Raw genomic sequence first — 23,253 nt, 5'->3', positions numbered from 1 at the left:
ATGTACAATATTCTCATCGTTGACGACGAGCCTCTGATCTGCAAAGGTCTCAGCAGTCTGCTGCAGACGTCGGGATTGAGTCTGGATCGTGTTTTTATCGCCTACAACGCCTATGAAGCGCTGGATTACATTCGAATGGAGAGCATCGACGTGCTCGTCACCGACATTCAGATGGGCGCGATGAACGGAATCGAGCTCATGTATCAGTCGAAGATGATCAAGCCGTGGATCGAGACGATCGTCATCTCCGCCCATGAGACGTTTCAGTACGCGCAGATGGCGATTCGGCTCGGAGCGAAGGACTACTTAATCAAGCCGCTGAATAACGAGCATTTCTTAAATACAGTCCGCAACGTCATTCTGAATATCAACCGTCCCGTATCCGCTGAGTATCCGATTCTTTCGGGGACGCGAGATCGCTTTCAGATGGAAAGCCCGGACGGAGGCAAAGATCGGCTTCTCAACGAGCTGCTGACGAATCCGGAGCTTTCCGCCGATCGGTCGCCGGCGCTGGGGCAGTACGGGGTGTCGCTCCCGGGCCCCTATTACGCGGTCTTGCGGGTGCATCTTCAATTTCCGGAAGTCTCGGCGAAGGACGAGAATCTGCTGCGGTACGCGGCGCTGAATATCGTCACCGAACTGCTGGATCAGGAGTCGGGCCGCCATGCGTTCTATTCGCAGCCGAACGAAATCTGCATCCTGTTCCAATGGAGCGAAGAGGATTACTCCGATCCGACCGTGAACAAAATCAATCAGCTGGAAATCGTCGGGCGCAGCCTGCATTACAATATCGAGCAGTACTTGCGGCTCGCCAACGTCGTCGGAATCAGCCAGATTCTGAAGGGGGCGGAGTTTCTGCCGCAGCTGAACGAGCAATCGCTCAAGGCGATTCAATGGAACAATCGGCATAAGGATCATTACGTGTTCTATTTCGGGGATTACAAATGGGGAATTCCGTCCGACGATCTGACGGAGGAGGAATGGATTTCCCGGAACAATTTTATCGTCGAGAAGGTAAAGGAATATATCGATCGGAATTACGCGCTGAAGGGGCTGACGCTAAACGATATTGCGCATAAAAACCACGTCAGTCCCAATTACTTGAGCTATTTGTTTAAGAAATACATGGGAATCAATCTATGGGAATACGTCATCAAGCTGCGCATGGAGGAGAGCAAAAGGCTGATTCTGACGACGGATCTCCGGAGATACGAGATCGCCGACCGCGTCGGCTACGAATCGCCCGAGCATTTCAGCAAAATTTTCAAAAAGTATTTCGGCTGCAGCCCCAGCGAGCTGAAGAAGTAAGATCGCCTATCATTGCGATAGATACGCACATGTTAAGAAGCCGCCTCCCTTTTCTATAATTTGAGACAGACCAACAGAAAAGGAATGAGGAGTGCTATGCAGCCACAAGCTACAGCTTCGATGCGGCCGACAAATGCGAATAAGCGAGGTCTGTTTCGAACCCTGAGAAAACATTTTTGGGGTTACTTTTTTATTTTGCCGGCCGCCGTCCTGTTCATCTTGTTTTTGTGGACGCCGATCGTAAAAGGGTTCGTCTACAGCTTCTATCACGTGGATTTCGTCCATGGCGACAAGTTCGTCGGCTGGGACAATTACAGGACGGTGTTCAACGACAATAGCGTCGGGATTGCGATTCGCAATACGCTGTACTATATGGGACTTGCGCTCGTCATCGGCTTCTGGGTGCCGATCGTCTTCGCCGTCGCCATCTCCGAGCTCAGAAGATTCCAAGGGATCTCGAGAATCGCGGCGTACTTGCCCAACGTCATTCCCGTCGTCGTTCTGTACGGCTTGTGGAGATGGCTGTACGATCCCGTCGGTCCTATTAACGCGATGCTGAAGGGGCTGGGGTTAGACCCGATCATGTTCATGGCGGACTCGAAATGGGCGATGGCCGCGCTCGTCATCATGGAGACGTGGCAGCAGTTCGGCTCCGCGCTGCTCATCTACCTGGCCGCCGTCGTCAGCATCCCCAAGGACTGGTATGAAGCCGCAGAGATCGACGGAGCGGGCGTCATGGCCCGAATCCGTCACATAACGCTGCCTTCCATCCGCAATCTGATTCTGCTGCTGCTGGTGATGCAGTTGATTGCCACCTCGCAAGGCTTCCAGTCCCAGCTCGCCATGCTGGACGGGGGTCCGATCAACTCGACGTTGACGTACGGCCTTGTGATCGTGAAGTACGCGTTTTCCAGGCTGGATTACGGCGTCGCCTCCGCGATGGGCGTGCTGATGTTCTTCGTGCTTGCCGTGCTTGCCGTTCTTCAATTCAGAATGACGAATCGGGGGGGCGATTGAAGATGAGGACGGCCGAGCGCGCGATTCTGTCCAGATACGATTATAGAAAAAGGTCCAATCAATTCGCTTTTGCGATCGTATGTCTCGTCATCGCGACGATGGTGTTCACGATGATCTATCCGATCGCCGTCACGTTCATGAACTCGTTCAAGACGACGCAGGAGGTCAATTCGTTCCCTCCGAAGTTTCTTCCCGAATCGTGGAAGCTGGACAACTTCACTGAGGGCTGGCGGTACATGGACATCCCGCATTTCATGGGCAACACGTTCAAAATTTTCGCCGGCAACATGGTCGTGACGATCTTCGTCCTCGGCCTTGCGTCCTTCGCGCTGTCCAGGCTGAATCTGCCTTATCGAAAAGGGATCTACCTCTTTTTCCTGATGACCTTGTTCATCCCGCCTTCCACCTACATTGTGCCGAACTTCGTCAACCTGAAGGATCTGGGATTGCTGAATACGTTTTTCGCCTTCTGGCTGCCGGCCGGGGCGAGCGCCTTTAACCTGCTGCTGCTGAAAAGCTTTTTCGACAACCTTCATCACGAGATGTTCGAAGCGGCGCGGATGGACGGCGCGTCCGACTGGCGAAGCTTTACGACAATCGCGCTTCCGCTGTCCGTACCGATCTTCTCGACGCTGGCCATCTTCGTGTTCTCGGCGGTATGGAACGACTGGTTCTGGCCGTCCCTTGTTATGCACGGGGATCCTAACTATCCGCTGGCTACGGCCATCTACAAAAAAGTGATCGCGGCCCGGGGGCTCAAGCTGAACGTAAAGTTTGCGATTCTCGCCATGACCGCCGTTCCGCCGATGATTGTTTTCCTGATTTTCCAGAGATACATTATGGGCGGTCTGCAGATCGGAGGCGTGAAGGGATAGCGGCGGCTATACGCGCAGGTTCCGGAAGTTCGGTTTTCAGCGGCAAAAGCGGACTTTTGGAACACCGTCATAACATCGTAAACACGCACACGAACGAAATAGGAATGCACATCGTGCGAGAAATCGGTCTCCATTATGATGAAACTGTACTTCAAATTCTGTCGATAAGGGGAGTTACCATGAAAAAGAGGAACGTATTATCGGCGCTTCTGAGCTTGACGCTGCTCGGCTCGCTGCTGGCGGCATGCAGCGGCGGCAACGAGGGCGGAGCCTCTCCGGGCGCGTCCACCGCGCCGGCACCGACCCAGAGCGAGGCCCCTCCGGAGAAGGTCACGATCAAAATCTATTATCCGACGGCGGATAAAGTCGAGCTTCGGCAGCTCGAAGACGAGAAAATCAAGCGGTTCCAGGCCAAGTATCCGAATGTTGAGGTCATTCCGGACGATTGGCAGTACGCGGTTGACGAGATCGGCATCAAGATGGCCGCCAACGAGGCGCCGACTTTCTTCAACACGTTCGCGACCGAAGCGAAGATGCTGGTGGAGAAAGGCTGGGCGGCCGACATTACCGAGCTGTGGAACAACTATCCGAACAAGGATCAGATTAATCCGGTATTCCAGAACCAGTTCATCGTCGACGGCAAAGTGTATGGCGTGACGCAGAAAGGGTACGTCGTAACGACGATGATCAACAAGAAGATGCTGGAGGAAAAAGGCATCCCGATTCCTCCGTACGACTGGACTTGGGACGATATGTACAATGTTGCCAAAGCGGCAGCCGATCCGGACAAGGGCATCTCGGGCATCGCGCCGATGGCCAAGGGGGGAGACGGCGGCTGGAACTGGACGAACTTCCTGTTCGAAGCGGGCGGCGACATTACGACGATCGCCGACGGCAAGCTGCAAGCCTCCTTTCATTCCGATGCGGGCTTGAAGGCGCTGGAATTTTACCGGAAGCTCCGCTGGGAAGCGAACGCCGTTCCGCAAGACTGGGCGCTCGGCTGGGGCGACGCGACGGCCGCATTCGCGCAAGGACGCGCCGCCATGGTAATCGCGGGCGCGGAAGGTCCGCTCCAGCAGGCTCTGCAGGCCGGCTTCACGCCCGATGACGTGCTCGTCTACCCGATGCCGGCGGCCGAGAAGGGCGGCAAGCATACCGGCGTACTCGGGGGCGACTATCTGGTCATCAATCCGAACGCGTCCAAGGCGGAGCAGGAAGCGGCGTTTAACTATATCACATTCGACTATTTCTCCGACGAGTACCTCGAATCTCTGGAGAAGAACATCCAGATGTTCCAGGAGGAAGACAAGTACTTCGTTCCGGCGCATATGGATTACTACAATTCCGATTCCGAGTACGGTCAGCGGGTTCAAGCCATTTTCGACAAGTACGACAACGTCTTCAAGTACGACGCCGCGTCGAACGCGCTGCTGGACGGCAAGCCGGAAGCGCAGTACAATACGCAGGAGTATTATAACGAGATGACGACGGTCATCCAGGAGGTCTTCTCGAAGAAGGACGCCGATCTTCAAGCGCTGCTCGATGCGGCGGCGAAGAACATGCAGGAGAAGTACTTTGATTCGATAACCGTGCAGTAAAAGAGCTGAAAGAGGGTCGAACCGATCGCGCGAGCGAGGGGGTTTGGCCCTTTGTTCGTGATGCAGCAAGTATAAAATAAACTATCCTTATCTGAATCCCCTCCGGCAAAAAACGCGATTCTGCGTCTAGAGGACGCCGAAGGCGTTTTGGCTTGCGTCACGAGGGCTTAAGCGAATGCCCGGAAGCCATACGGACGGCGGCCATAGGCGGTTCACGCGCGCCGTCGTCGGCTGCCGGCTGCCCGTGGATCCGGACTTGCTTCGATCCTGTTCGGGGAAAACACCGTTCCCGTCTTGTCCACTCCTTCATATGCTGAAGCAGAGTTCAACTTAAGGGGGGACGACTCATGCAACTGTACGCGGGAACGGCGTGCGCTTTGCTCGGTGCGGCGATGACTTTCTCGTTCGGCAATTGGAGCGAGTCGCTGACGCTGCTGATCATTCTGATGGCGATCGATTACATGACGGGGATAGCTGCAGCGGTGAAGGAGGGGAGCGGTCTTAACAGCAGCATCGGCTTCTGGGGTCTCCTGAAGAAGGGGCTTATTCTGCTTGTCATCATGATCACGCACAGGATCGACGTCCTGCTGGGGGCGGATCTGATCATGGGCAGCGCCGTCTTTTTCTATATCGCCAACGAGCTGCTGTCCATCACTGAAAACTACGGAAGGATGGGGCTGCCGCTGCCGGACAAGTTAAGGAACGTCGTGGCGGTGCTGCGGAACCGGGCCGGGGAGAAGGGCGAAGATTCGAACAAGAAATCGTGAGTCCCGACCGCCGCCGGGGTTATTGCTGGCAGCGCCGGGCATCTGGAACTGGCACCGCTTTCCGATCTTTGAAAAGATCTATTGATAGTCGTGCAAGGGAAATCTGATGACGCGAAGAGGTTTTTTTCGGCTTGGCATGCGCGGGTTCCCGTTTATAATAGAGAAGTGGCATGCCGCCGAGTCAAGGAAAGAACGGGATAACGGAATAGAGTCCGGGTATACTTTGTTAGAAACAAAGGTCTTTTCTTACAAGAAGGAGGCTGGTTCGCGATGAGATTGGAAAGCGGCACAAGCGTAATTATGCGGGTCGAGATGGACAAGCAGGCGGTGACGTTCGGGGAGCTCGTGTCTCTGATCGGCCGGCAGGGCGGAGATATCGTCGCCATCGACGTCATTCAGCCCGGCCGGAGGACGGAAATACGCGATCTGACCGTAAGCGTCGCGGAGCCTTCCGTCATCGGGGCGCTGTCGGACGCCGTCAGGGCGATGAAGGGAATTCGCCTGATTAACGTCTCCGACCGTACCTTCCTGCTCCATCTCGGCGGGAAAATCCAGATTCGCTCGAAGGTTCCGATCAAAAACCGCGACGACCTGTCCCGCGTCTATACTCCGGGGGTCGCCAACGTCTGCATGGCGATCCGGGACGACGTGAACAAGTCCCACTCTCTGACGATCCGGCGCAATACGGTAGCGGTCGTCTCCGACGGGACGGCCGTTCTCGGACTGGGCGACATCGGTCCGCATGCGGCCATGCCGGTCATGGAAGGGAAAGCGATGCTGTTCAAGGAGCTGGCCGGCGTGGACGCCTTCCCGATCTGTCTGGATACGAAGGACACGGAAGAGATCATCGCGATCGTGAAGGCGCTGGCTCCGACGTTCGGCGGCATCAATCTCGAGGATATCTCCTCTCCGAGGTGCTTCGAGATCGAACGCAGGCTGAAGGAAGAACTGGACATTCCCGTCTTCCACGACGACCAGCACGGGACCGCCGTCGTCCTGCTCGCGGGGCTCGTTAATGCGCTGAAAATCGTGGGCAAAAACATCGCCGACATCAAAGTGGTCGTATGCGGCATCGGAGCGGCAGGGGTCGCCTGCTCGCGCATGCTGTTGGCCGCGGGCGTCACTCGTCTTGTCGGCGTCGACAAGGACGGCGCCATTCACAGGGACGAGCATTACGGCAACGAGGCCTGGAACGAATTCGCCCGGCTGACGAATCCGGACAACGAGAAGGGACGGCTATCCGAGGTGATCGCGGGAGCGGACGTATTTATCGGCTTGTCCCGGCCGAGACTGCTGCATAACGAGGATATTCGCAAAATGAATTCCGATCCGATCGTATTCGCGATGGCCAATCCCGATCCGGAAATCTCTCCGGAGGAAGCGGGATCGAGCGTCAGAGTGTTCGCGACCGGTCGGTCGGACTATCCGAACCAGCTCAACAACGTGCTGGCCTTTCCGGGCATTTTTCGCGGCGCCCTGGACGCGCGGGCCAGAACGATCAGCGAGTCGATGAAGCTGGCCGCCGCGCATGCGATCGCATCGATCGTGACGCCGGATGAGCTGAACGAGGAGTACATCATTCCCAGCGTCTTTAACGACAAAGTCGTCCCCGCCGTTAGACGGGCCGTTGTCCAGGAAGCGATTAACGAAGGGATTGCCCGCAAGGTGCCGAGCGATTTTCGCAATCTCGACTAACGCGGGGCTCCTTGCCCGTTCCTCTTTTTGTTCATGAATTTGTCAAAAGTTTTAACGGAAGATGCTCGACAAATGCTTGAGTTCAAATGAGGAAATTAGGTAGAATATGAGGTAGACATTTTGTAGGAAGCAGGGGAGCAGACAATGCACAAATGGTTAATGTCCGCATTGGTGACGATCGCGTGCGCAATGGGGGTATACTTGCTGGCGACCGCGCTGCCGGAAAGACCGAAAGAGGAAGCGTTGGCCGAAGGTCAAGAATTGCTCAGAATCAAAGCGACGAACTTCGAGTTCGACCAGGCGGAGTACAGAGTGAAGGCCGGAACCAACTACAAAGTGAAATACTCCAACACGCTCGGAACGCACGGCGTCGAGTTCGTGGGCTTGGGAATCGAATTGGACAAGGATACTCCGGAGATGGATGTCACCTTCGATACGCCCGGCACTTATGAGCTGCACTGTTCCATTATGTGCGGACAAGGACATGCCACGATGATTTCCAAACTGATTGTCGAATAGAGAAAGAAGGAGCCGTCAGGCTCCTTTTTTCCAGCGATCCGGTAGATCTCCGCAGAGAGCCGAAGGAGGTTACGCTCGGCTTTTCCCTTTCGAGCGGGTCCGAGCGATTCCGAGATCGATCAAGTACCCGATGAGCGCCCAGCTTAACACCGTAAGAATGTACATCAGCCATACGTCGACTCTGTGCAGATCGGTAAACAGCTCGACGAGCCACATCGGGACGCTGAACATCATCAGGAACAGATTATGAGGGTCGTAGCCGGTTGCGTTAAAAAGGCAAAGCGCAAGTCCGATCAGCGTGCATATTCCGGTAGCGGGATAACGCATATCGCAGGCATGCCCCTTTCGCTGGATATGACCTAGTATGCGCGTGCCGGCTCCATGTCATAAGAAGAAAGGAATGGAAATCCCATGATTACGCATATCGTTCTGTTCAAGCTGAAAGACCGCAGCCCGGAAAGCGTCGAGCGCACGGCTCAGGTGCTGCGAGACATGGAGGGGAAGATCGAGGAGCTTCGTTACCTGGAAGTCGGCAAGGACGTGCTTCATTCGGAGCGTTCTTACGACATTGCGTTGGTGACGAAGTTCGATTCGCTCGAAGCGCTGAACGCCTATCAGGTGCATCCGGTGCACCAGAAGGTGATCGAGCATATGACAGCCGTTCGCGAAGCTTCGGTTGCGGTCGACTATGAGAGCTGATCGCCTATTGACGCTGGCCGCGGAGAAAGATCCGTCCAACATGGGCGACGTGTACCAGATGGCCACGTATACGATCCTCATTCTGATCAGCGCGGTGGTTATGGTCGTCTGGCTAAAGCGCAGAGGCCGCAGCAAGAAGAAATAACGGGGGGTTCCGGCCGATGTACGACGTTAACGTGACCTATATTCGCAGCCGGCTTGCCTGTCTGCCGGAGCTGGCGCAAGCGCTGTCCGCGGCGACCGTATCATGGAAGGGCCAACTGATCGAAGGTCTTGCCCAGGAGCGAGCGCTTCATCTAGCGGCGGAAGTCGCGACCGATGTCGGACATGCCCTGATCGACGGCTTTATCATGAGAGACGCCAGCAGCTACGAGGATATTATCGATATCATCTCGGAGGAAGGCGTCATTTCGCCGGAAGTGGCCCAGCCGCTGCGCAGTCTCGTCCTGCTTCGCAAGACGCTCGTGCAGGAATACGACCAGTGGCCGCGCCATAAGCTTCATCCGCTCACCCCGGAGCTCCCGAGGGTGCTGATGGGCTTCTCGGATCAGGTGGAGGCGTATTTGAACAAAGAGTTATTTTGACGATTGACATCCGTTTTATGGGGAAAGCCCTGTCGCATTTGCGGCACGGGCTTTTTCGCGATTCAGCGCACGACGTCAACTTATATCAACGCGATCCCGATCCCCGGGACGGCGTGAACCGATGTGCCCTTGCGGACTCGATTTTTTTGGCTTGTCCGCTGTGTCAAGACGGGCTGCCGCTACTTATATTGTATTAACCGCATGGGCATTCGCCCGGGAAAGCGGTGGACGGAGGGGAAGCCAATGGCGTGGCAGGTAGCCGGGTATGGAATCGCGGCGGCGGCGGTGGCCATAGCGGCGGCAGTCGTATGGGCGCTGGTCTCATTCTCGACATCGGTGCGGCGGCTTGAATGGACGGCGGCGAACGTCGGCAGAGAAGCGGAAGCTTCCTTGCGGCGCTGCGGCCGTCTGGCGCAAGAGGCCGCAGAGACGCTTGCCCTGTCTCGGCAAGGTCTGGAAGGCTTCGTTACGCTCGCGGAGGGGGCGCGAGCGATGGGAGAAGCCGTTCATGCCGCCGCCCGGACGACGGTGCGCCTGACCGAGCTGTATCGGGATTGTCTGTCCGCGCCTTTTCGCTCCGAATCCGGCGAGAGCCCGTCCGCCGGGAAGCCGGAGCCGTTCGAGCTCGGGCGGATGCTGTGGTCCCTGTGGCAGGGACGATCCGACACGGTCCGGTCTTCGTCTGTCGGCCGTCAGACCCCGGATGCGGATGCGGATCTAACAGAGGGAGAGTGAACAAGAATGGCAGAGAAGAAGGTTGTCAAATCGTTTATGTGGGGCGTGTTGACCGGTGCCGTATCGGGAGCGGTGACCGCTTTGCTGCTGGCGCCGAAAACGGGCCGCGAGCTTCGCGGCGACATTGCCGAGACGGCCCATAAAGTCGGCGAGAAGACGGCCGACATCAGCCGTCAGGCCGGTTCGGCCGTACAGTCGCTGGCCAAGCGCACGTCGGGTCTTATTACGGACATTCGCGCGCGCAAAAATCAGGAGGCGCCGCAAGCCGAAGTCTCGTCGGTTAAAGATGAGGAAAGCACGGCCGCGTTATAGAGCGTCGGAGAACCGTCCGAACCGAGCCGCCCGCAGGGCGGTTCTTTGCCGTATCCGAGGGAACCATTTGTTCCGGGTGCTCATAAAATAATCTAAAGCGACCTATACACCCATGAAGAAAGCGGTGTTCCTGTGCAGCAACCGATCGCTGTTCTTGACTCCGGAGTCGGGGGGCTGACCGTCGTGAAGGAAGTGATGCGGCAGCTTCCCAGTGAGCAAATTTTGTATTTCGGCGACACCGCCAGAACTCCGTACGGACCTAGAGCAGCGGAAGAGGTCGTAGCATTTACGCGCGAGATCGTCGAATACCTCGTTCAATACGAGCCGAAGATGATCGTCATCGCCTGCAATACGGCAACTGCGGCTGCGCTGGAGGATATCCGCCGACGAGTGGAGCTGCCGGTGATCGGGGTCATCAATCCGGGAGCGAGAGCGGCGGTGAGACGAACGAGGTCGGGCATCGTAGGCGTGATCGGCACCGAGGGAACGGTTAAGAGCGGAGCTTACGAGGCGGCGCTGAAGCGCCTGTCTTCCCGGGTGGAGATCGTCAGCCGGGCCTGTCCTTCGTTCGTGCCCTTGGTGGAGGAAGGGGATTTCCGTTCCTCGAGAGCCTTCGACATCGTCGCCGAGGAATTGGCCCCGCTTCGGAACTCGAAAATAGACTGCCTGATTCTCGGCTGCACGCATTACCCTTATCTGGCGGACTGCATCTCCCAAGCGATGGGACCGGAGGTCGTCCTGATCAATTCGGCGGAAGAAACCGCGCGGGAGATTCAAGAGGTGCTGGGCACAAGCAACGGGCTGGCCCCGTCGGACCAAATCCCGACTCACCAATTTTTCAGCAGCGGCGATCCCGTGAAATTCAGAGAGATCGCCCAGGAATGGCTCGACGAACAAATCCGGCGAACCTCTGTCGTCTGGCAGTTTACGCCGATCGGCTCCAGATGACGGACGCCGGATCGAGCATCGCACGGACGGCTTGTCGGCGTCCCGGCGATTCATAAGTCGGGTTCGGCCCGCATACATGATTACCATCGCCGAGTAAAGGGAGGAATCGTGATGGCGGACAGTCCGGCGTATTCGGATTACGGGCCGGATCGGCTGCAGGCGGAGCTGGAGGCTTTAACGCGGAGGCATTCCTTTGTCGTCGCGGGATCGATCGGCAGCAGCGCGCTTGGCCGGCCGATCCCGTTCTTCAGGTTGGGGACGGGGCCTTATCGGTGGCACTTCAACGGCGCGTGCCATGCGAACGAATGGATCACCTCGGTGCTGTTGATGAAATTCGCCGAGGATTATGCCGACAGCTATGCGCGAGACGTCTCGTTCTGGGGGAAGTCGGCCAAGGAGCTGTTCGAGCGGTGCAGTCTCTGGATCGTGCCGATGCTGAATCCGGACGGCGTAGAGCTGGTCCAGCGCGGGCTGACGGAAGGGCATCCGCATTACCGCGAGCTGCTGCGATGGAACCGGGGTTCCGGACGGTTTCATCGATGGAAAGCGAACGCCAGGGGCGTCGATCTGAACGATCAGTTCCCCGCATTCTGGGAGGAAGAGCGCAAGCGCCGCGCCATGGACGGGCCGGCGCCCCGCGATTATTCCGGAGAGAGACCGCTGAGCGAGCCGGAAGCGGCCGCTCTGGCGGCGTTTACCGAGCGGCAGAGCTTCGATGCGGTGCTCGCGCTTCATACGCAGGGAGAGGAGATTTATTGGAATTATCGCGGCTCGGAGCCGAGGGAGTCCCGGGAATGGGCCGACCGGATGGCGAAGGCGTCAGGGTATCGCGCCGTCTATCTGGAGGGCAGCGACGCCGGCTACAAGGATTGGTTTATTGCCAGGTTCGGCCGGCCCGGATTTACGGTCGAGGCGGGGTGGGGACACAACCCGCTGCCGCCGGATTCGGTCGACGAGCTGTACGACGATGTCGCCAGGCTGCTGGCCGAAGCGCTCGATTGTTCGCCGCGCTTGACTGACGTGCGCGCCGATCGGGTACAATGAGAGAAAACTGCGGCTCTCAGGAAAGGAGCTTCCCTCATGTCTCGCAAGCGCGGACTCGCGTTATGGATGCGCATCCCCGGACGGGTATGGCGAATTCTAAGCTCGAACAGAGTGGCGTTAAAGGACAAGCTGATCTTCGTCGTACCGGTCGCTCTGTACTGGATCCTGCCGGATTTCATGCCGATGCTGCCGATCGACGACGCGGCGTTCACCGCAGTCGCGGCCGCAGCCTATGCGCGGCTGATGGAGCGCAAGTACGGGTTATGAACCCGACGATAGGCGGACGCATATACTCTCTGTAGAATTCAAACCTGCTACAGAGAGGCGTGACCGTATTGGCTATTTCGTATATGGATTACAGTTCTCCGAACGCCCAATTCTCCTTCGAGCTGAAGAACGACGTGTTCTTCAAAAAGGACGACCGCAATTATATCCATCGCTTGTCGATCCAGGATTTGAATACGCTCGGCAACAGCTCCTTGCTGGATATTTTCCTGAGCGCAGGCAACGTCATCGAACCGCACATCCACCAGAACGCATCGGAGCTCATCTACTGCATTTCGGGGGCGGCCGTCGTGTCGATCGTCAATCCTTTCTCGCTCCGGCTGATGAATATTCCGATCCGGCCGGGCCAGGTCGTGAACGTTCCGCAGGGCTGGTGGCACTATGAGATCGCTACCGAAGACCGCACGCATCTGCTGGCGATCTTCGACGCGCCGATTCCGGAAGCGATCTTCGGCTCCGATATTTTGCGCTTGACGCCCCCGAGCGTATGGGCGCACACGTACTGTCTGGACGAAGCCCAGGTGAAGGCCGCGCTGGCGCCGCTGCAAGCGACGACGTATATCGGGCCGTCGAAGGATTGCAAGAAAGGGAAGCGGTCGGAAGCTCCCTCCGCCGCAGTCGGGCCGCATCCGTCGCAGGGCTTGCCGGCCGGCCAACCGGCATTTTCCTATTCTCCCCATCCGCCGTACGCCCCCCAAGTGTACGGTTAACTGCAGGAGCGGCGGACGAAGCGCGACCGAGACGGCTCACCCGCAGCGGGCCGTCTCTCTTGTATTCCTACAGTAAACTCTTTACAATAGAACGGAGAACCTGACGGGAGTGGAAGACGATGAACTGTAAAATTACCCGAAATGCGGCGAAGGTGCTGCGCCAGGAGCTGGACAAGCCCGAGAACGCCGAACTGAAGCTTAAAGTTTTCGTTACGCACAGCCACGGCGATCATGCCCATTACGGCATGGATCTGGCCAAGCCGACCGGCGAAGACGAAGTCGTAGCGACGGATAAAGGCATCGATGTCATTCTGAAGAAGGGCGAAGAATTTCTCGACGGCGTGAAGATCGACTATCTTTATTTTCCTCAGGAAGGGTTCGTCATTACGAATCCGAGCAAAGGGAACCATGGAGACCACTGATTCGCAGGCCGTCGCGTCCCGGAACGACATCCGGATCTGCGACAAGTGCAAGCACATTCGCGTCAAGTCGATGCTGCCCAAGCTTCAGAAGATGGCCCCGGGAGCCGAGATCAAGGTGGCGTGCAAATCTTATTGCGGGCCTTGCGCGCGTTACGCCTTCGTATTCGTCAACGGCCGGTACGTGACGGCCCCGTCGGAAGACGAAGCGGTCGAGAAGGCGAGCAAGTACGTCAAACATTAGCGGAAACCGGAAATGCGACAAGGCCATTCGGCGACGATCGGAAGAGGATCGCCGAATGGCCTTGTCGATTTTAATGCGAGTCGTCCTCCCGGAATGCCGGGATCAGGTCGTTCTCGATCGTTCTGTCGGATACGCTCAAGTCCCGATTTGCGGCTTCGGCTCCTGCGGCGCATGCCGCAGAGTCGGTTTCCGCCGCTTCGCCGCCCTCCAGGGAGTAGCACCGGCCGTTCTCGATCAGCCCGTCGGCGCTCGGCACGAAGTAGACGCTGCCGTCGGTAAAGCCGCCGTTGCGGAATACGACAGGCTTCCTCGCTTCGGAGAGCATGCTGACCCCCATTAAGTATCGGCCTTCAATCGGGATGCCGAGAAGGTGCATCACGGTGGGCAGCGTATCGATCTGTCCGACGGCCTTCTCGATGACGCCGGCATGCTCGTCGTTAGGCAGGTGGATCAGGAAAGGCACCTGGCGCACGATCCGATCCTTCTCCAGCTCGGAGACAGGTCGGTCGAACAGCTTCTCGTACAAGCTCCAATCGTAGATGGAGTTGTCGTGATCTCCGTAGAACATGAAAATAGTGTCGTCCCACAGCCCTTCGTCCTGCAATTCCTGCACGAGCTTTCCGACCGCCGTATCCACGTAGCGGGCCGCCTGAAGGTAGTCCCCCATGATCGTGCCGCTCAGCTCCCCTACGTTCAATTCCTGGTTGACGTAAGGAATCTTGTAAGGATGGTGGCTGGTGAGCGTAATCGTCAGAGCGTAGAACGGCGAACGGTTGCGCTCCTTCAATTGCTCGATCGTCTGGCGGAAGAACGAGATGTCGCCGAGCGACCAGCCGATCGGCTCGTCGATCAGATAGTCTTTAATCGTATAGAACTGGTCGTAATTCATGTTGTGATACATATTGTTCCGGTTCCAGAAGCTTCCGTCATAAGGATGATGGACGGTCGTATCGTAGCCGCGTTCCTGAAGGATGCCCGGAGCGCAATCGTAGTCGTTGCCGGCAAAGCGGATAAATACGGAGCCGGTCGGCAGCGGATGCATCGAGCAGCTCGTCAGGAAGTCGGCGTCGGAAGTTCGGCCTTGCGCCGTCTGATGATAGAAGTTCGGAAAATAAAGGCTTCGGTCCATCAGGCGGTTCAGATGAGGGGTAATTTCCTCGCCTCCGATCGATTGTCCGATGACGAACGTATGGAACGCTTCGGCCTGGACGATCAGGACGTTCTTGCCCCCGTATTGCCCGAACAGAGGCTCGGACTCCATCTGCTTCTGCAGCTGCTGCCGTTCCTCGAACCAGGTTTTGGCCTCCAGAATTTGCTCCTCCGACAGCTTGGCCCCGAACCAATGCTCCTTCGCGTAGCGATAGGTATCGTAGCCGTGAAACCCGAGCAGCCCCGTGACGTTGTAGATCGGGATATTCCACCAGTTGCCCACGAACAAGCCGCGCGCCCAGCCGTTCTTCTGTTCGACGACGGGATAGTAGATCAACGCCCAGCCGAGAGAGAAGGCGAGAGCGGCCGGAAGCAGCCTGCGCCACAGAAAGCCGAGCCCGCGCCGCGAAGCCTTCCGAAGAGGCGCGGCGGGCGAGCGCTTGGCGGACCTCCACAACGTCCATCCGGCGAGCGCGAAGGCGATCGGAAGATCTGCGAAATAAATCCAGTCGCCGGGCTGCATCAGACTCCAAATGCTGTCCTGCAGCTCTCCGACCTGGCCGGCCTGAAGCAGCACCGGAACGGAGATGAAGTCTTTGAAGTAACGAAAATAAATAAGATCGGCGAACAGCAGGACGGATAACGCCAGATCCAGCACGGCCAAGGCGACCGCTCTCGCCCGGACGCCCAGAAACAGAGTCCAGAAGGAGACGAGAAGCATCGCTCCGAGATTGACGGCCCATTTCCAGTAATTCATTCCGCCGACGTTCAATTGATGGTCCAGCTCGTTTAATTTATACAGCATAGACGCGACGAGCAGCAGCATTCCCCAGATCGGCCACGAAGCCAGCGCGCTTAAGCTTCGGCTTATCCACGGGCTCGCGGCGTTGCGCAGTTTGGGCAGCATCGTTCACTTCCTTTCCGGTATCCGTCTTGAACGACGGTCCGCGTTTACATCGGGTTAATTCTAACATGACAAAGAGGAAACAAAAAAAAGTATAACTCTTCTGCGGGGGAATTTACAAACTTTGTGCTAAAATGATCGTGGAAGATCAGGACGGAGGTAGAGAAGCGATGGAGCGGACGCCGGAAACTTATTTTGACGGCTTATATGAAAGCGACGCGGATCTGGATCGGGTCGGCAAACGGCTGCGGGAAGCGGGAATGCGGGACATCTCTGTCGCTGCCGGTTACGGGAGGCTGCTTACGCTGCTGGTCACGGTGTCGGGCGCCAAAAGGGCGCTGGAGATCGGCGCTCTGGGGGGCTATAGCGGAATCTGCCTGGCTCGCGGGCTGGGCGCGGACGGCAAGCTGGTCTCGCTCGAAATCCATCGGGAATACGCCGAGCTGGCCCTGGCCAACATGAGGGATGCGGGCCTCGGAGACCGGGTCGAGTACCGCGTCGGAGACGCATCGGCCAGTCTGGACAGGCTGAAGGAGGAAGGCGAGAAGTTTGACTTTTTCTTTATTGACGCGGATAAGGAAAACTATCCCCTGTACCTGGAAGCCTGCATCGAGCTGGCTAACGACGGCGCGATCATTGCGGCGGACAATACGCTGCTGAGAGGGAAAACGATAGATGACGCGAGGCAAGGTCCGTCGGTTCGCGCCATCCGCCAGTTCAACCTGGCCATCGCGCGAGACGCGCGCCTGCAAGGGGTTCATCTTCCGGCTTTTGACGGATTGGCTCTGGCCCGGGTGAAGGGCTGAGGGGGGGGGGCGTATGAACAGCGCAAGCTCTGGAACGGCCGGCGAATGCCGCTCCAGAGCTTTTTTACATATGTGCAAACTCGTTTTTGACAAAATGAAAAAAATAATTAGAAATTTGCTAAATCCTGAGCCGGTGGAAAAATCAACATTTAAAAAAACCGTACCAAAACGAATGATTTTCACCTTCACATCCACCTCGCTCGCGCCGAGACCAGATCCGATGAATGTTTATACGGCAAATCTAATGTTTAACCAAAAATAGAAAGCGCTTTCCGCTTGATGAGTAAGAATATATATCACAATGAGGTAGATTCATTTACAATTCCAAAAATTCACATTGCAGAACACAAATGTTCATAGTAAGATGACTTTTGTTCAAGAACATCCGGGCAAGGACGAAGCGAGCGCTCTGCAGCAGGCAAAGGGCGAATCGGGGACTCTCTATACGAATTTAGGTAAAAATTTGCATAGATAGAATAAATTCGTGAATAGATAACGGAAGTTTCGAAGAACATACTCTTATAAACGGGGAGGCAAATGAATGAATTACAAGAAAATGATCTCGACTGCGATGGCAGTTGCGCTCGCCGGCTCGCTTCTGGCCGCTTGCGGCAACGACAACGGCAGCAACTCGGCTTCTCCTTCCGGCAGCGGAGCGTCCCAGGGGAACGCGAAGCCGCAGGAGTTCCGCTTTACGCTTGCCAGCGAGCCGCCTAGCCTGGATCCCGCGCTGATGAAAGATGCCCAATCCTCGATTGTGGCGTCCGGCTTGTACGACGGTCTGACCCGTCTTAGCCCGGAAGGCGTTCCGGAGCCGGCGATCGCCAAGGAATGGACGGTGTCCGAGGACGGCAAAACCTATACGTTCAAGCTGCGCGACGACGCCAAATGGAGCAACGGCGATCCGGTCACCGCGAGCGACTTCGAGTATTCCTGGAAGCGCGCGCTGAATCCGGAGACGGGTTCCGAATACGCATACATGCTCTTCTATCTGGAAAACGGAGAGAAATTCAACGCCGGGGAAGCGGCGGAAGACGAAGTCGGCGTTAAGGCGCTCGACGAAACGACGCTGGAAGTGAAGCTTGCTTCCGCAACGCCGTACTTCAACAGCCTGATCGCGCACTATACGTATTGGCCGGTACACCCGGCTTCCGTCGAAGGCAAGCCGGAATGGGCGGCAGACGCCGATACGATCGTCTCGAACGGACCGTTCCTGCTGAAAGAGTGGGCCCACGGCGACAAGCTCGTTTTGACGAAAAACCCGGACTACTATCATGCGGCCGAAGTCGGTTTCGACACGGTCACCATCTCCCTCGTAGAGGACGACTCTACCGTATTTAACCTGTTCGAGACGGACAAGATCGACTGGATCGGCGCGCAAGCCGGCTCGGTGCCGAGCGACCGCGTCCCTCAGCTCGTCGAGGACGGCAAGGCCAAAATCAAGGAAATTGCGTCCACTTATTACTATTTGTTCAACACGAAGCAAAAGCCGTTCGACAACGTCAAGGTGCGCAAAGCGTTCGCGATGGCGATCGATCGTCAAGCGATCATCGACAACGTGACGAAGGCGAACCAGACGCCGGCCTTCGCGCTGATCCCGCCGAGCATCGGCGGCCTGGACGGCAAGAACTTCCGCGAAATGTATCCGGACGACGGCTACTTCTCCGAGAATCTGGAGGAAGCGAAGAAGCTGCTGGCCGAAGGTCTGGCGGAGGGCGGCCTCGACAAGTTCCCGGAAACGACGCTGCTGTACAATACGAACGAAGGCCATAAAGCGATTGCGGAGGCGATCGTCGATATGTGGCGCAAAAATCTCGGCGTGGAAGTGAAGCTGTCCAACCAAGAGTGGGGCACCTTCCTGGAGTCGAGAAAAGCCGGACAATTCGGCGTCGCCCGCTCCGGCTGGGGAGCCGACTTCAACCACGCGATCAACTTCTCGTACGACTTGATTCACCCGAAATCGGGCAACAACGACGGCAAGTACGACAATATGGCCGTCGGACAAGCGCTCGACGACGCCATCGCGGCACCGGACGAGAAGACTCGTCTGGAGCGGATCGCCCAAGCGGAGAAAACGGCGATCGCCGACGATATGGCAGTTCTGCCGATCTACTACTATACGACCGTCACGATGGAGAAGGACGGCTTCGAGGACGTCGTCTCCGATTATGCGGGTCACCTGGATTGGGCATTCGGCAAGAAGAAGTAAAGCGTCGGTGATGTCGCGCTAATATCCATGACGCGAAAGGGTATATATAGCACGCACGCTATATATACCCTTTCGGTTGCATCATAAAGGCAGAACGGGCGGGTGAAAAAAGCTTGATTCGTTATATTGCGAAAAAAATCATTTTTATGCTGGTCTCATTGTTTTGCCTGGTCACGGCGACGTTCGTTCTGATGAACGCCGTGCCGGGCAGTCCTCTGCAATCCGAAAAAGCGACAAGCGAAACGATCCAGAAAAATCTGGAGGCGTATTACGGCTTGGATAAGCCGCTGATCGTACAGTATGGCGTCTATTTGAAAAATCTCGTTCAGGGCGACCTGGGCATCTCGATGAAGAAGAAGTTTCAAGCGGTGGACAAAATCATTTCCGATTCGTTCAAGTATTCTCTTAAACTCGGCTTAGTATCCGTGGTCACTTCCGTAGTGGCAGGATGCGTGCTGGGCATTCTCGCGGCCATGTACCACCGCAAGCTCCTCGACAATCTCGCGATGATCATTGCCGTTATCGGCTTGTCCGTCCCGAGTCTGGTGCTGGCGCCGCTTCTGCAATACGTCCTAGCTGTGAAAATCAAGGCGTTCGAGGTGGCGGGATTAAACGGGCCTCTGGATTACGTGCTGCCTACGATCGCTCTTTCCTCCACCTCTATCGCCTTTATCGCCAGGTTGATTCGTTCAACCATGATAGAAGTATTAAACGCCGACTTTATCAAGACGGCGAAGGCCAAAGGCTTGGCCGGCCATCTGATCGTGTGGCGTCATGCGCTTCGCAACTCGATGCTGCCGGTCGTGACGTTCCTCGGCTTTCTGATGGCCAATGTCATTACCGGCTCGGTCGTCATCGAGAAAATATTCGCGATTCCCGGACTCGGCAAGTTTTTTGTGCAAAGCGTCTCCGACCGGGACTACCCGCTCATTATGGGCATTACGATTTTCTATGCCGTGATTCTGATGGTCAGCCGTTTGCTGTCGGATATCGCCTATGTGTTGGTCGATCCGCGCATTAGAATGTCAGGCGGAAAGGTGGCGAAATAAACCTTGCTGCAGAAAGATTCCAAGACGGGAGCGATTCGGCTCGAACAGTTTCAGCCGCTTAGGCGCGACTCCGGCGAAGCGGAGAGGATCGAGCGCAAGCGGTTGACCGCCTGGCAGGACATTCGCATGAGGCTGTACGGCAACAAGCTGGCGATGACGGGCTTCTGGATTATGGCGGCCGTCGTCCTGCTCGCGGTGTTCGCGCCGCTTCTCTATCCGCACGATCATTTCACGAACAACCTGAGCAAAACCAATCTGCCGCCGAGCGCCGAGCACTGGTTCGGCACCGACGATCTGGGGCGCGATCTGTTCGCGAGAACGTGGAAGGGCGCGCAGGTGTCTCTGTTCGTCGGCTTTGCGGCCGCTCTGATCGATCTCGTTATCGGCATCATCTACGGAGGAATTATGGGGTACTACGGCGGCAAGCTGGACGAAGGCATGAACCGGTTCGCCGAGGTGCTGTACGCGATTCCCTATCTGCTTGTCGTCATTCTGCTTCTCGTCGTCATGGAGCCGAGCTTGACTACGATTATCGTGGCCATGTCGATTACCGGATGGATCAACATGGCGTGGATCGTGCGCGGGCAGATGATGCAGTTGAAAAGCCAGGAGTACGCGCTGGCGTCCAAGGCGCTGGGCGCAGGCGCGATGCGCATCATTTTCCGTCACCTGATCCCGAACGCGATGGGACCGATTCTCGTGACGATGACGTTAACCGTTCCGAGCGCGATATTCACGGAAGCGTTCCTAAGCTTCCTCGGCCTCGGCGTGCAGTCGCCCGTCGCTTCGTGGGGGACGATGATCAACGACGGCGTCAAGTCGATGACGATCTATCCGTGGCGGCTGTTCTTTCCGGCATTTTTCCTGAGCTTGACGATGTTTGCCTTTAATATTTTCGGAGACGGAATGCGCGACGCATTCGATCCGAAGCTGAAAAAATAACGACCGCAATACGCGGAAAGGAGGTTGCGGCCTTCATGAAATCGACGCCAAGCGCAAACGGCGCATTGTTGGACGTGCAAAACTTGAGCGTTTCGTTCGACGTATACGGCGGGGAAGTGCAAGCCGTCCGGGACGTCAGCTTCCAAGTCAAGGAGGGGGAAGCGGTCGCTATCGTCGGAGAATCCGGTTCGGGCAAAAGCGTTACCGCCCAAACGATCATGCGCCTGATTCAAATGCCCCCCGGACGAATCAAGCAGGGGCAGGTCGTGCTTGACGGGCAAGACTTGCTTGCGCTGTCCGAGAAGGAAATGCAGAAGGTGCGGGGCAACAAGATCGGAATGATCTTCCAGGACCCGATGACGTCGCTGAATCCGACGATGACGGTCGGCAAGCAGATTATGGAAGGGCTGCTGCAGCATCAGAGGATGAGCCGGGAAGAGGCGAAATCGCGGGTCGTCGAGCTGCTGAGGATGGTCGGCATCCCGAATCCGGAGACGCGGCTTAAGCAGTATCCCCACCAGTTTTCCGGAGGCATGCGCCAGCGGGTCGTCATTGCGATCGCGCTCGCATGCAATCCTTCCCTGCTTATCGCGGACGAGCCGACGACCGCTCTCGACGTGACAATCCAGGCGCAAATCCTGAGCCTGATGAGAGAGCTGCAGCAGAAAATGAAAACCTCGATCATTTTGATCACGCACGACTTGGGCATCGTTGCGGATATTTGCGACCGGGTAATCGTCATGTATGCGGGCCAGGTCGTGGAGACGGGGACGAAGAGAGAAATCTTCCATAATCCGCAGCACCCGTATACGAAAGGGCTGCTCAGATCTTTGCCTCGCCTGGACCAGGCGAAGGACGAGCCGCTAATTCCGATCTTCGGCACTCCTCCGGATCTGATCCAGCCTCCCCAGGGCTGCGGCTTCTGCAGCCGCTGCGGCGAGGCGATGCGCATCTGCGAGACGGAAGTTCCCGATTATACGGAGGTCAGCGGCACACAGTCGGTCCGGTGCTGGCTGCAGCATCCGTATGCGAAGCAATCGGGTTCGGCCGGCGGCAAGGAGGCTAGCGTATGAGCAAGGCATTCATCGAGATCGAAGGCTTGCGCAAGCATTTCGACCTGGGCAATCATCGTATCTTAAAGGCAGTCAATGACGTCAGCTTCTCGATCCAAAAGGGGGAGACGCTCGGGCTGGTCGGTGAATCCGGCTGCGGCAAGTCGACGGCGGGGCGTACGATCATTCGCTTGTACGAGCCGACTTCCGGCAGCGTCTCCATCGAAGGCACGGATATTACGAAGCTGTCCAAATCCAAGTTCAAAGCTTATCGCAGCAAAATGCAGATGGTGTTCCAGGATCCTTACGCTTCTCTAAATCCGAGAATGACTATTCTGGACATTATCGGCGAAGCGCTCGACATTCACGGCTTGGCGGGTAGCAGAGCCGAGAGAAAGCGCCGGGTCGAGGAGCTGCTCGAGATGGTCGGCCTGAACGCCGAGCATGCGTCGCGTTATCCGCACGAATTTTCCGGCGGTCAGCGGCAGCGAATCGGAATTACCCGAGCGCTTGCGGTTAATCCGCAGTTCATGATCTGCGACGAGCCGATCTCCGCGCTCGACGTCTCGATCCAGGCGCAGATCATCAACCTGCTGATCGAGCTGCAGAAGAAGATGGGGCTGACCTATCTGTTCATTGCGCACGATTTGTCGATGGTCAAGTATATGAGCGATCGCGTCGCCGTCATGTACTTGGGCAAAATCGTCGAGCTCGCGCGCAGCGAGGATCTGTACGCCAATCCGCAGCACCCGTACACGAGGGCGCTGCTGTCGGCGATCCCGGTTCCCGACCCGGACGTGGAGGAGAGCAAGGAGCGCATCGTGCTGAAGGGCGATCTGCCTAGCCCGGTCGATCCGCCGAGCGGCTGTCCGTTCCGCACCCGCTGTCCTCTGGCAACGGAGAAATGCGCGGCGGAGGTTCCCGAGTTCCGCGAGGCGCGTCCGAATCATTTCGCGGCTTGTCATTATGCGTGAGCAGCGGGAGGTCTGCCGCCGAGCGGCAGCGGAGCCCGGAAGCGCGTTTTCAAGGCGGGCTGACTCTCTTCATGAGAACGTCCGGCGACGGCCGGAGACCGCCGTTCGCGGACGCTTGACATCGGCTGCCGGTTAGGATAAAGTGATTCAAACGAAGCCATACGATGAAAGCGACGAAGGGAAGCAGTAGCGTTCGAATTCCGCGTTCCAGAAAGCCGGCGGTCGATGCAAGCCGGTACGCGGGCGAATGGCGAATTACGTCCCGGAGCTTCTTGTTCCGAACCCGCGCGGGGCGCGGAAGGACAAGACGGAATGCCGGCCGTTATCGGGCAAGAGCGGAGCAGGCGTCCTTCCGGCGCGGCTCAAATAGGGTGGTACCGCGATGACTCGTCCCTGTCTTCAGGACAGG

At 57.1% G+C, this 23,253-nt stretch carries 27 protein-coding genes and 1 other annotated feature; of the genes, 25 read left to right on the top strand and 2 right to left on the bottom strand.

Translation table 11 applies throughout. The features are described 5' to 3' along the window. From ACFO3S_RS00885 to ACFO3S_RS00855, 7 genes are all read left to right on the top strand, one after another. Positions 1–1,308: a response regulator gene (locus tag ACFO3S_RS00885; RefSeq protein WP_378091258.1), complete on the top strand. Its 1,308-nt coding sequence runs from the start codon at positions 1–3 to the stop codon at positions 1,306–1,308. A gap of 84 nt (positions 1,309–1,392) precedes the next feature. Continuing rightward, positions 1,393–2,325, top strand: a complete 933-nt coding sequence (locus tag ACFO3S_RS00880; protein WP_378091256.1) for a carbohydrate ABC transporter permease — start codon at positions 1,393–1,395, stop codon at positions 2,323–2,325. Positions 2,326–2,327: 2 nt separating this feature from the next. Next, a complete protein-coding gene (locus tag ACFO3S_RS00875; protein ID WP_378091254.1) occupies positions 2,328–3,200 on the top strand; it encodes a carbohydrate ABC transporter permease in 873 nt (290 codons plus the stop codon). 179 nt (positions 3,201–3,379) lie between these two features. Beyond that, positions 3,380–4,798 carry an ABC transporter substrate-binding protein gene (locus ACFO3S_RS00870; RefSeq protein ID WP_378091252.1) on the top strand — a complete coding sequence of 473 codons (1,419 nt, stop codon included), beginning with the start codon at positions 3,380–3,382 and terminating at the stop codon, positions 4,796–4,798. Between the two features lie 347 nt (positions 4,799–5,145). After that, positions 5,146–5,565: a phage holin family protein gene (locus tag ACFO3S_RS00865; RefSeq protein WP_378091250.1), complete on the top strand. Its 420-nt coding sequence runs from the start codon at positions 5,146–5,148 to the stop codon at positions 5,563–5,565. Between the two features lie 270 nt (positions 5,566–5,835). Beyond that, complete coding sequence (locus ACFO3S_RS00860) at positions 5,836–7,260, top strand: NAD-dependent malic enzyme (protein ID WP_378091248.1); 1,425 nt, start codon at positions 5,836–5,838, stop codon at positions 7,258–7,260. 144 nt (positions 7,261–7,404) lie between these two features. Continuing rightward, positions 7,405–7,779 carry a cupredoxin domain-containing protein gene (locus tag ACFO3S_RS00855; protein ID WP_378091246.1) on the top strand — a complete coding sequence of 125 codons (375 nt, stop codon included), beginning with the start codon at positions 7,405–7,407 and terminating at the stop codon, positions 7,777–7,779. Positions 7,780–7,848: 69 nt separating this feature from the next. Here the strand turns inward: ACFO3S_RS00855 and ACFO3S_RS00850 are convergent, their stop codons facing one another. After that, on the bottom strand, positions 7,849–8,106 hold the full coding sequence (locus ACFO3S_RS00850) for a hypothetical protein (protein ID WP_378091244.1): 258 nt from the start codon (positions 8,104–8,106) through the stop codon (positions 7,849–7,851). Between the two features lie 84 nt (positions 8,107–8,190). Between ACFO3S_RS00850 and ACFO3S_RS00845 the strand changes: the two genes are divergently transcribed. The 11 genes from ACFO3S_RS00845 (at position 8,191) to ACFO3S_RS00795 (ending at position 13,759) form a co-directional block, all read left to right on the top strand. Further along, positions 8,191–8,478: a Dabb family protein gene (locus ACFO3S_RS00845; RefSeq protein WP_378091242.1), complete on the top strand. Its 288-nt coding sequence runs from the start codon at positions 8,191–8,193 to the stop codon at positions 8,476–8,478. Next, positions 8,468–8,623 (top strand): hypothetical protein, encoded by a 156-nt coding sequence (locus ACFO3S_RS00840; protein ID WP_378091240.1) that lies wholly within the window; start codon positions 8,468–8,470, stop codon positions 8,621–8,623. The genes ACFO3S_RS00845 and ACFO3S_RS00840 overlap by 11 nt, the downstream gene beginning before the upstream one ends. 16 nt (positions 8,624–8,639) lie before the next feature. After that, positions 8,640–9,062 (top strand): DUF86 domain-containing protein, encoded by a 423-nt coding sequence (locus tag ACFO3S_RS00835; RefSeq protein ID WP_378091238.1) that lies wholly within the window; start codon positions 8,640–8,642, stop codon positions 9,060–9,062. Between the two features lie 243 nt (positions 9,063–9,305). Then, complete coding sequence (locus ACFO3S_RS00830; RefSeq protein WP_378091236.1) at positions 9,306–9,797, top strand: hypothetical protein; 492 nt, start codon at positions 9,306–9,308, stop codon at positions 9,795–9,797. A 6-nt stretch (positions 9,798–9,803) separates the two neighbouring features. Continuing rightward, on the top strand, positions 9,804–10,109 hold the full coding sequence (locus tag ACFO3S_RS00825; protein ID WP_378091234.1) for a YtxH domain-containing protein: 306 nt from the start codon (positions 9,804–9,806) through the stop codon (positions 10,107–10,109). 132 nt (positions 10,110–10,241) lie between these two features. Then, positions 10,242–11,057 carry a glutamate racemase gene (gene racE / locus ACFO3S_RS00820; RefSeq protein ID WP_378091232.1) on the top strand — a complete coding sequence of 272 codons (816 nt, stop codon included), beginning with the start codon at positions 10,242–10,244 and terminating at the stop codon, positions 11,055–11,057. A gap of 111 nt (positions 11,058–11,168) precedes the next feature. Continuing rightward, a complete protein-coding gene (locus ACFO3S_RS00815) occupies positions 11,169–12,101 on the top strand; it encodes a M14 family metallopeptidase (protein ID WP_378091230.1) in 933 nt (310 codons plus the stop codon). A 36-nt stretch (positions 12,102–12,137) separates the two neighbouring features. After that, on the top strand, positions 12,138–12,368 hold the full coding sequence (locus ACFO3S_RS00810) for a hypothetical protein (protein ID WP_378091228.1): 231 nt from the start codon (positions 12,138–12,140) through the stop codon (positions 12,366–12,368). 68 nt (positions 12,369–12,436) lie between these two features. Then, complete coding sequence (locus ACFO3S_RS00805) at positions 12,437–13,096, top strand: cupin domain-containing protein (protein ID WP_378091226.1); 660 nt, start codon at positions 12,437–12,439, stop codon at positions 13,094–13,096. A gap of 119 nt (positions 13,097–13,215) precedes the next feature. Further along, complete coding sequence (locus tag ACFO3S_RS00800) at positions 13,216–13,518, top strand: iron-sulfur cluster assembly accessory protein (RefSeq protein WP_378091224.1); 303 nt, start codon at positions 13,216–13,218, stop codon at positions 13,516–13,518. Then, the gene (locus ACFO3S_RS00795) at positions 13,505–13,759 is read left to right on the top strand and encodes a YuzB family protein (protein ID WP_378091222.1); all 255 of its coding nucleotides are present in this window, start codon (positions 13,505–13,507) and stop codon (positions 13,757–13,759) included. Before ACFO3S_RS00800 ends, ACFO3S_RS00795 begins: the two co-directional genes overlap by 14 nt. A 70-nt stretch (positions 13,760–13,829) precedes the next feature. On the opposite strand, the gene ACFO3S_RS00790 is transcribed toward ACFO3S_RS00795, so the two are convergent. Beyond that, complete coding sequence (locus ACFO3S_RS00790) at positions 13,830–15,815, bottom strand: LTA synthase family protein (protein WP_378091220.1); 1,986 nt, start codon at positions 15,813–15,815, stop codon at positions 13,830–13,832. 167 nt (positions 15,816–15,982) lie between these two features. Here ACFO3S_RS00790 and ACFO3S_RS00785 point away from each other — a divergent pair, with 167 nt between their 5' ends. The 7 genes from ACFO3S_RS00785 (at position 15,983) to ACFO3S_RS00755 (ending at position 22,844) form a co-directional block, all read left to right on the top strand. Next, entirely contained in the window at positions 15,983–16,618 is a 636-nt protein-coding gene (locus tag ACFO3S_RS00785; protein ID WP_378091218.1) for a class I SAM-dependent methyltransferase, read from the top strand. A 13-nt stretch (positions 16,619–16,631) separates the two neighbouring features. Continuing rightward, a complete protein-coding gene (locus tag ACFO3S_RS00780; protein WP_378091216.1) occupies positions 16,632–16,880 on the top strand; it encodes a hypothetical protein in 249 nt (82 codons plus the stop codon). A gap of 279 nt (positions 16,881–17,159) precedes the next feature. Then, on the top strand, positions 17,160–18,827 hold the full coding sequence (locus ACFO3S_RS00775) for a peptide ABC transporter substrate-binding protein (protein WP_378091214.1): 1,668 nt from the start codon (positions 17,160–17,162) through the stop codon (positions 18,825–18,827). A gap of 113 nt (positions 18,828–18,940) precedes the next feature. Then, the gene (locus ACFO3S_RS00770; RefSeq protein WP_378091212.1) at positions 18,941–19,876 is read left to right on the top strand and encodes an ABC transporter permease; all 936 of its coding nucleotides are present in this window, start codon (positions 18,941–18,943) and stop codon (positions 19,874–19,876) included. Positions 19,877–19,879: 3 nt separating this feature from the next. Further along, entirely contained in the window at positions 19,880–20,818 is a 939-nt protein-coding gene (locus tag ACFO3S_RS00765) for an ABC transporter permease (protein WP_378091210.1), read from the top strand. 35 nt (positions 20,819–20,853) lie between these two features. Beyond that, complete coding sequence (locus ACFO3S_RS00760; RefSeq protein ID WP_378091208.1) at positions 20,854–21,891, top strand: ABC transporter ATP-binding protein; 1,038 nt, start codon at positions 20,854–20,856, stop codon at positions 21,889–21,891. Further along, entirely contained in the window at positions 21,888–22,844 is a 957-nt protein-coding gene (locus ACFO3S_RS00755; RefSeq protein ID WP_378091206.1) for an ABC transporter ATP-binding protein, read from the top strand. Before ACFO3S_RS00760 ends, ACFO3S_RS00755 begins: the two co-directional genes overlap by 4 nt. Before the next feature lie 164 nt (positions 22,845–23,008). After that, positions 23,009–23,242: a binding site (T-box leader), on the top strand. The last annotated feature ends 11 nt before the right edge of the window (positions 23,243–23,253 follow it).

Source organism: Cohnella hongkongensis (genome assembly GCF_042654645.1).
Lineage (GTDB): Bacteria > Bacillota > Bacilli > Paenibacillales > Paenibacillaceae > Cohnella > Cohnella hongkongensis.
The sequence above is the reverse complement of the archived record's forward strand: the minus strand, read 5'-3'. Positions and strand labels throughout refer to the sequence as shown.